Here is a 6,442-nt window from a genome sequence, read left to right as displayed (position 1 = left end):
AAAAAAAAAATGCTACCAATCGTTACGCGCTGGCCTTGTTGATCTTTAACCCGGCCGACACCTTCGCTTCGGCCAGCAGCTCGCCGTACGGATCGAAGGCCTTGAGCTGCGCGTACGGCTCGAACTCGTCCGGCACGATGTCGAGCGTCACCGACACATCCTGGTCGTCGTCGCCCTGAACCGTCACTTCCTTGTGCAGCATCGCGCGCCGCTGCTGCTCGTGCCGCATCAGCACCTCGGTCGCGGTCTTCACGAGCGTGCGGAACGCGTTCGCGTCCATCGGTTTCGGGTTCTTCTTGTCGCGGCCCATGGTCCACGGCCCGACGAGCGCGGGCTCGGACTCGCCGTCCTTGATCATCTCGACGGCCCAGCCGTCGTCGTCTTCGTTCTTGATGATGCGGGCCGTCCAGCCGTTGTCGCGCCAGAGGCCGTCTTCGTGGATGGAGGTGTCGTCGGATTGCAGGTCGGATTCGGTCATGGGGAAAGCGGGGAAGTACGGGCAGCCGGCGGATGGGCAGCCGGGAACAGGGCGGTGGCGCGCGGCCGGCATCGGCGCGTCGCTCGCCGCCGGTGGCCCGGCGCGGCATGCAAAGGGTGCAATTTTACCTGCTGGCCGGCCGAGTGGCCCGCACGGCCCGCCACGCTGGCCATCCGGCCGATGCCTGCCGATGCCGGTCGCCATGTGTCGGGCGCTCGAACCGGCGCAAATATCAAACTCGTATTACGTCCCGGACGGCCGATCCCGATACCGTCCGATATCCCGTCCGCGCGCAGCTTCATAGAATCGACGTTCAGGCTAAAAATAGCCTGAACGTCCTTTCAACGCCAAACCGGCCATGCGCGTTCGCGTCGCGTGGCTGGCGAACCACCTGGAACTGCGCATGAGGAAATTCAATGTTCGTATCGTCTTCGCGTACGACTGGCCGTTGACGCTGGCCGGCATCGAGCAGGTCGCCGGCAGCGGCGGTGCGATCGAGCTCGTTGCGGTCTACCGGAGTGTGGCCGAACTGGTCGCGTCGTTCGGCAGTGTCGACTGCGATGTCGTGCTGGTCGACTATGCGGTTCGCGGAGACGCGCAGATGGACGGCCTCGCGCTGTTCGACTGGCTGCGGCGCACGCGTCCGAACGTCGGGATCGTCGCGCTGGTCGCGAACGAGAATCCACTGATCTTCGGGTCGATCCTCGCGGCCGGCAGCGTGAGCATCGTCAGCAAGTTCGACGAGGTCGGCCATATCGTCACGGCCATTCATTCGAGCTACAGCGGCGGGCGTTACCTGTCGCCGCTCGTCAGGCGCGCGGTCGACGCATGCGGCGACCGCGGCGAGGCGCCCGCGAAGCTGACGGCGCGCGAGATCGAGGTCATTCGCCTGTATCTGTCGGGGGTGCCGATCAAGACGATCGCGCACCGTCTGAGCAAGGGCAAGCAGACGGTCAGTGCGCAGAAGATCAGTGCGATGAAGAAGCTCGGCGCGAACAACGACGTCGAGCTGATCCAGCGAGCGGCGGGGCTGGGGCTCGGTGGGGCGTCGGGCATGTCGAGGGACGCTTGCTGAACAGCGCGCGATCACATATTGAGTCGGAGTGCGAATAAATATCGTACTCATCCTATAGACAACGAAATTCTTGCCGGCGACTGTCTATGGTCCGTCGACGTACAAGGTGTCCGAGTCTATGACCCAAAAGGAACATGCCCAATGTCCGTATTTCCTTCATTCATCAATCAAGCTTTAAGTAATGGTGCAGCAACTCCATACGTTGCCGACCGATGTGCCCGGTGTGTTTGATCCGACGTACAAAGGAAACATGCAAATGATCTGCACGCATGCCGCGTTCATTTGCACCTACCTTTCTCCACTTGATGCGGTCATGGGTTCCCGAGCGCTCGCGCGCAACGACGGCCATTTTTGGCCGTTCGACTTTCGGCAAGTCGATACCCGTCATTTCATCGAGCAGCAAGGCCGATTGTCAGTCACCGTGAAATCCACGAAGCTACACATTTTCACGACGCCATGTCTTCCACTGACGACAAATACACCATCACACCGCTTCTGGCGCCTTGGGGCCGGTCGAATCCTGCCTTGGCAATTAACAACGCCGATAGCATTGCGGGGTATGTTGTCGATGGCGATTACTAAATTCGCAGTTGCCGCCGCGCTTGCGTTGACCTGCGTACACGCATTCGCCGCATGTGACGGCGCATCGAACATGCCCGCCCACTACATCGATATTGTGTTCGATACGGATTCGAGCGCAATTTCGCCGGCCGAGCTATCACGGTTGTCCGAATGGTCGATCGACCTGCACAAACGCTTTCCGATCATCGATACCGTGTGGTTGAACGGGTTGGCCGAACGGACCGAACATGACGCACAACAGCTTGCGACGCGACGAGCCGAAAGCGTGATGTCGGTCTTGGATCAATATTCGATCCACGGCGAGAATCGCGCCCTGGCCGGCAAGATCTTCAAGCCGGACAAGTTTGGTCAATCCGGGCGACGCGTCGAGGTCAACGTTAGTCCGGGGTGCCCGAATCACTGCTGCCCGAACCTGAACCCCGTACCGAAGACGCAGTGACCTAACACGGGACACGACGTGCAGACACGAGGACATCCCGATCGATGCCGATCGAGCTTGCGGGCCAGGCGCAGGAAAACCGGGCCCGCACGCTTTCAAGGCCTACGTCGGCAACGCAAACCGCGTCACAGCATCCCGCAGCGCCTCGGCCTGATCGCGCAACGAATGCGCGGCTGCCGCGGCTTCTTCGACGAGCGCCGCGTTCTGCTGCGTGACCTGGTCCATCTCGCCCACCGCGCGATTGACCTGCTCGATCCCGGCGCTCTGTTCGCGCGACGCATGGCTGATCTCGTCGAGGATCTCGTTCACGCGCCGCACCGACTGCACGATCTCGGCCATCGTCTCGCCCGCATTCGTGACGAGCGCCGCACCTTGCTCGACGGTCTCGTTCGACGACACGATCAGCGTCTTGATCTCCTTTGCGGCCGTCGCCGAGCGTTGCGCGAGCGAGCGCACCTCGGCCGCGACCACCGCGAAGCCGCGGCCCTGTTCGCCCGCCCGCGCGGCTTCGACGGCCGCATTCAGTGCGAGGATGTTGGTCTGGAACGCGATCCCGTCGATCACGCCGATGATGTCGCCGATCTTGTGCGAGCGGTCGGTGATCTCGTTCATCGTGCGCACGACGTCGTCGACCACCGCGCTGCCGCGCGTCGCCACCTGCGCGGCCTGGTCGGCGAGCGAGGCCGCCTGCGCCGCGCTGTCCGCGTTCTGCTTCACGTTCGCGGTCATCTGGTCCATGCTCGACGCGGTCTGCACCAGCGCGGCCGCCTGTTCCTCGGTGCGCTGCGACAGGTCGGTGTTGCCGGACGCGATCTCGCTCGCGCCGACGTTGATGTTCTCGGTGCCCATCCGCACGCGCGACACCATGTCGATCAGCCCGCCCTGCATCGTGTGCAGTGCATGCAGCAGGCTGCCGCGATCGTCTTGCTTCACGGTGACGCGCGCGGTCAGGTCACCCTGCGCGATGCGCTGCGCGGCGTCGAGCGCCACTTCCAGCTCGCCGCCGAGGTTCGCGCGCACGCTTTTCAGCACCAGCACCATCACGGCGGTCGCGATCCCGCCGAGCACGGTCGTCATCGCGAGCCAGCGGCCGATGCTCTCGAGCACGGCCGAGCGCACGTCGTTCATGTACATGCCGGTCACGAGATACCAGTCCCACGGCGCGAAGCGCTGCACGGCGCTGGTTTTCTCCTGCGGCTTGTCGGCGCCCGGCTTCGGCCACAGATATTCGACGAAGCCCTTGCCGCCTTCCACGTTGCCGGCTTTCACGATCTCGACGAACAGGTGCTTGCCGTTCGGATCGGTGAAATTCGACACGTCCTTGCCGTTGAGATCGGTCTTGATCGGATGCATCACGATCACGGGCTTCGAGTCGTTGACGGAAATGTAGCCGTCGGCGCCGTAGCGCATCGCGGCGATCGCCTCGAGCGCCTTCTGCTTGGCGTCGGCTTCCGGCAGCGCATTCTGCTGCGACAGCTTGTAGTAATGGTCGGCCACGCTCGTGGCCTGCGCGACCAGCGACGCGAGCTGGTCGCGGCGGTCCGTGATCATCGATGCGCGCGTCTGCCAGGCGCCGAGCCCCGCGATCACGAGCAGGCCGAGCCAGAGGATGACGATCATCGAGGCGAGTTTCTGATTCAGGGAAAGGTTGCGCATGGTGTGTGGTCGGTCGGTCTTGGAAGCTCGCCGAAACGGCGTGACGGGATAGATGTCTTGACGGCGCCCGACGCGGGTCGCCGTAGACGGGTTATCCCTAGGAACCGGTACCGGCGCCGATGCCTTCGACGCCGATACGGGTATCTATGCATATGCATAACGGGCGTCGCTATACTGTCGGGGCGATTGCATGCGCGCCGCGGGCCCGGCCCGGCGGCGCGGCGGCAAATGAAACCGAAAGGAGGCAACGATGCGAATTCTGGTGGTAGGGGCCGGCGCGGTCGGCGGATACTTCGGCGGCCGGCTGGCCGCTGCGGGGCGCGATGTGACGTTCCTGGTACGCGACGGCCGCGCGGCCGCACTGGCGCGTGACGGGCTGCTGATCCGCAGCCCGCGCGGCGACCTGACGCTCGCGAACGTGCAGACCGTGCGCGCGGGCGATGCGGAAGCCGGGGTCGCGCCGTTCGACCTCGTGCTGCTGAGCTGCAAGGCATACAGCCTCGACGACGCGATTCTCTCGTTCGCGCCGTTCGTCGGCCCGCAGACGCTGATCCTGCCGATGCTCAACGGGATGCGTCATCTCGACGTGCTGCGCGAGCGGTTCGGCGCCGCGCAGGTGCTCGGCGGGCTGTGCGTGATCGCGGCGACGCTCGATCGCGAGCAGCGCATCGTGCACCTCAACGACACGCATGGGGTCACCTTCGGCGAACTCGCGGGCGGTGAATCGCCGCGTGTGCGCGCGGTAGCCGACGTGCTCGGCGGCGCGGGTTTCGATGCGACGCTCAGCGACAACGTGGCCGCGCGGATGTGGGAAAAGTGGGTGTTCCTCGCGACCCTTGCCGCGAGCACGTCGCTGTTCCGCGGCTCGGTCGGCGACATTCTCGCCGCGCCGGACGGCCGCCACCTGCTCGAGACGATGCTCGCCGAATGCAGCGCGATTGCCGAGCACAACGGCCACCGGCCCGACCCGGCCGCCATCGAGCGGATGCAGCGGATGGTGCTGACGCCGTCGCCGCTGACCGCGTCGATGCTGCGCGACGTCGAGAACCATGCGCGTGTCGAAGCCGATCACGTGATCGGCGACCTGCTCGCGCGCCGCGACCCGCAGGCAGCCGATGCGCTGTCGCTGCTGCGGATCGCGTACAACCACCTGAAGGCATACGAAGTGCGTACGGCGCGCGAGCACGCGGCCGCGTAGGCACCGGAGCGGGCGGTCGCGCGGCCGCCCGGCGGCTAGACCGGATCCTTGCTCGGCGGTCCGTCCGGTTGTTGCGGGTTGTCGTGATGGCCGGGCGGCGACGACAGCGGGTCGTCTTCCGGGTCGCGGTTCGGGTCGGCCGGTGGCTCGGGCGTCGGGGTCGTGTGATCGGTCATGGAGAACTCGCGCAGTGCGTGACGGCGGTGGCGCGGCGGGGCGCCTCGTCTCCGTTATAGCCAATCGGGCATGCGTTTGCAGCGGGATTGTTGCGGCGGCGGTCTTTCGTCTGCGCAATCCGTGCATGGGCGGTTTTCGTGCAGGAATCTGCTGCGTCGGCGCGGGTCATGCGTTGCAGCGCGAACGCTGCGTGATCGCGGTCAGCGCAAATCCGCCGGCGTGTCGACGTCGCGCACGATGCCGGGATCGTCGACGTCGAGCAGCTTGACCGGTGCGCTGGCGAACAGCGCGCGGGCACCCGTGTCGCCGTCGAGGGCGGCGAGCGCATCGAAGTGGTGCGCGGCGAAACCGACCGGATGGCCGCGCACGCCGCGATGGGCGGGCGCGACGATCGACGCGCCGTCCGCGTCGAGCGCGCGCGTGACGGTTTCGTAGGTGGACGCCGCGATCCACGGCATGTCGCCGAGCGCGACGAGCCAGCCGTTCGACTCGGGCGTCGCGCGCACGCCGGCCGAGAGGCTCGCGCCCATCCCGCGCAGCGCATCGGGCGCGTAGACCACATGGCAGCCGGCTTCGTTCAGCAGCATCGCGAGTTTTTCGGCGCCGGGACGCACGACGGCGATTACGTCGGCCGTGACCGCCGCGAGATGGCGGGCGGCCGCGACCGCAACCGGCGTGCCGTCGGGAAGCGGCGCGAGCAGCTTGCTGTGCAGGCCGCTCGGGTCGAAGCGTTGACCGAGGCCGCCGGCGAGAAGGACGCCGGTGGCGAATGACGCGTAGGACATCGGCGCGGGGGAGAGTGAAGCAGGTGCTGCGATTGTGCGGGAGCGAGCAGGG

Annotated in this window: 7 protein-coding genes; 3 read left to right on the top strand and 4 right to left on the bottom strand. The window is 65.8% G+C overall.

What is annotated here, in order from left to right; translation table 11 throughout:
• Positions 1-22 precede the first annotated feature (22 nt).
• The gene (locus G3N61_RS27290; protein ID WP_205824043.1) at positions 23-478 is read right to left on the bottom strand and encodes a hypothetical protein; all 456 of its coding nucleotides are present in this window, start codon (positions 476-478) and stop codon (positions 23-25) included.
• A gap of 403 nt (positions 479-881) precedes the next feature.
• Here G3N61_RS27290 and G3N61_RS27285 point away from each other — a divergent pair, with 403 nt between their 5' ends.
• Both G3N61_RS27285 and G3N61_RS39725 read left to right on the top strand, forming a co-directional pair.
• Positions 882-1,553 carry a response regulator transcription factor gene (locus G3N61_RS27285; RefSeq protein WP_089452460.1) on the top strand — a complete coding sequence of 224 codons (672 nt, stop codon included), beginning with the start codon at positions 882-884 and terminating at the stop codon, positions 1,551-1,553.
• Positions 1,554-1,734: 181 nt separating this feature from the next.
• Complete coding sequence (locus G3N61_RS39725) at positions 1,735-2,574, top strand: hypothetical protein (protein WP_241017932.1); 840 nt, start codon at positions 1,735-1,737, stop codon at positions 2,572-2,574.
• A gap of 102 nt (positions 2,575-2,676) precedes the next feature.
• Here G3N61_RS39725 and G3N61_RS27270 read toward each other — a convergent pair whose 3' ends face one another.
• Positions 2,677-4,230 carry a methyl-accepting chemotaxis protein gene (locus G3N61_RS27270; RefSeq protein ID WP_043179916.1) on the bottom strand — a complete coding sequence of 518 codons (1,554 nt, stop codon included), beginning with the start codon at positions 4,228-4,230 and terminating at the stop codon, positions 2,677-2,679.
• Positions 4,231-4,480: 250 nt separating this feature from the next.
• Between G3N61_RS27270 and panE the strand changes: the two genes are divergently transcribed.
• Positions 4,481-5,428 (top strand): 2-dehydropantoate 2-reductase, encoded by a 948-nt coding sequence (gene panE, locus G3N61_RS27265; RefSeq protein WP_205824042.1) that lies wholly within the window; start codon positions 4,481-4,483, stop codon positions 5,426-5,428.
• Positions 5,429-5,463: 35 nt separating this feature from the next.
• Here the strand turns inward: panE and G3N61_RS27260 are convergent, their stop codons facing one another.
• Together G3N61_RS27260 and G3N61_RS27255 are read right to left on the bottom strand one after the other, a co-directional pair.
• Positions 5,464-5,604: a hypothetical protein gene (locus tag G3N61_RS27260; RefSeq protein ID WP_021158153.1), complete on the bottom strand. Its 141-nt coding sequence runs from the start codon at positions 5,602-5,604 to the stop codon at positions 5,464-5,466.
• Between the two features lie 201 nt (positions 5,605-5,805).
• Positions 5,806-6,390: a nucleotidyltransferase family protein gene (locus G3N61_RS27255; RefSeq protein WP_043179911.1), complete on the bottom strand. Its 585-nt coding sequence runs from the start codon at positions 6,388-6,390 to the stop codon at positions 5,806-5,808.
• Between the last annotated feature and the right edge of the window lie 52 nt (positions 6,391-6,442).

The sequence above is a fragment of the Burkholderia sp. Ac-20349 genome (assembly GCF_017104865.1).
GTDB classification, from domain to species: Bacteria; Pseudomonadota; Gammaproteobacteria; order Burkholderiales; family Burkholderiaceae; genus Burkholderia; species Burkholderia aenigmatica.
The sequence above is the reverse complement of the archived record's forward strand: the minus strand, read 5'-3'. Positions and strand labels throughout refer to the sequence as shown.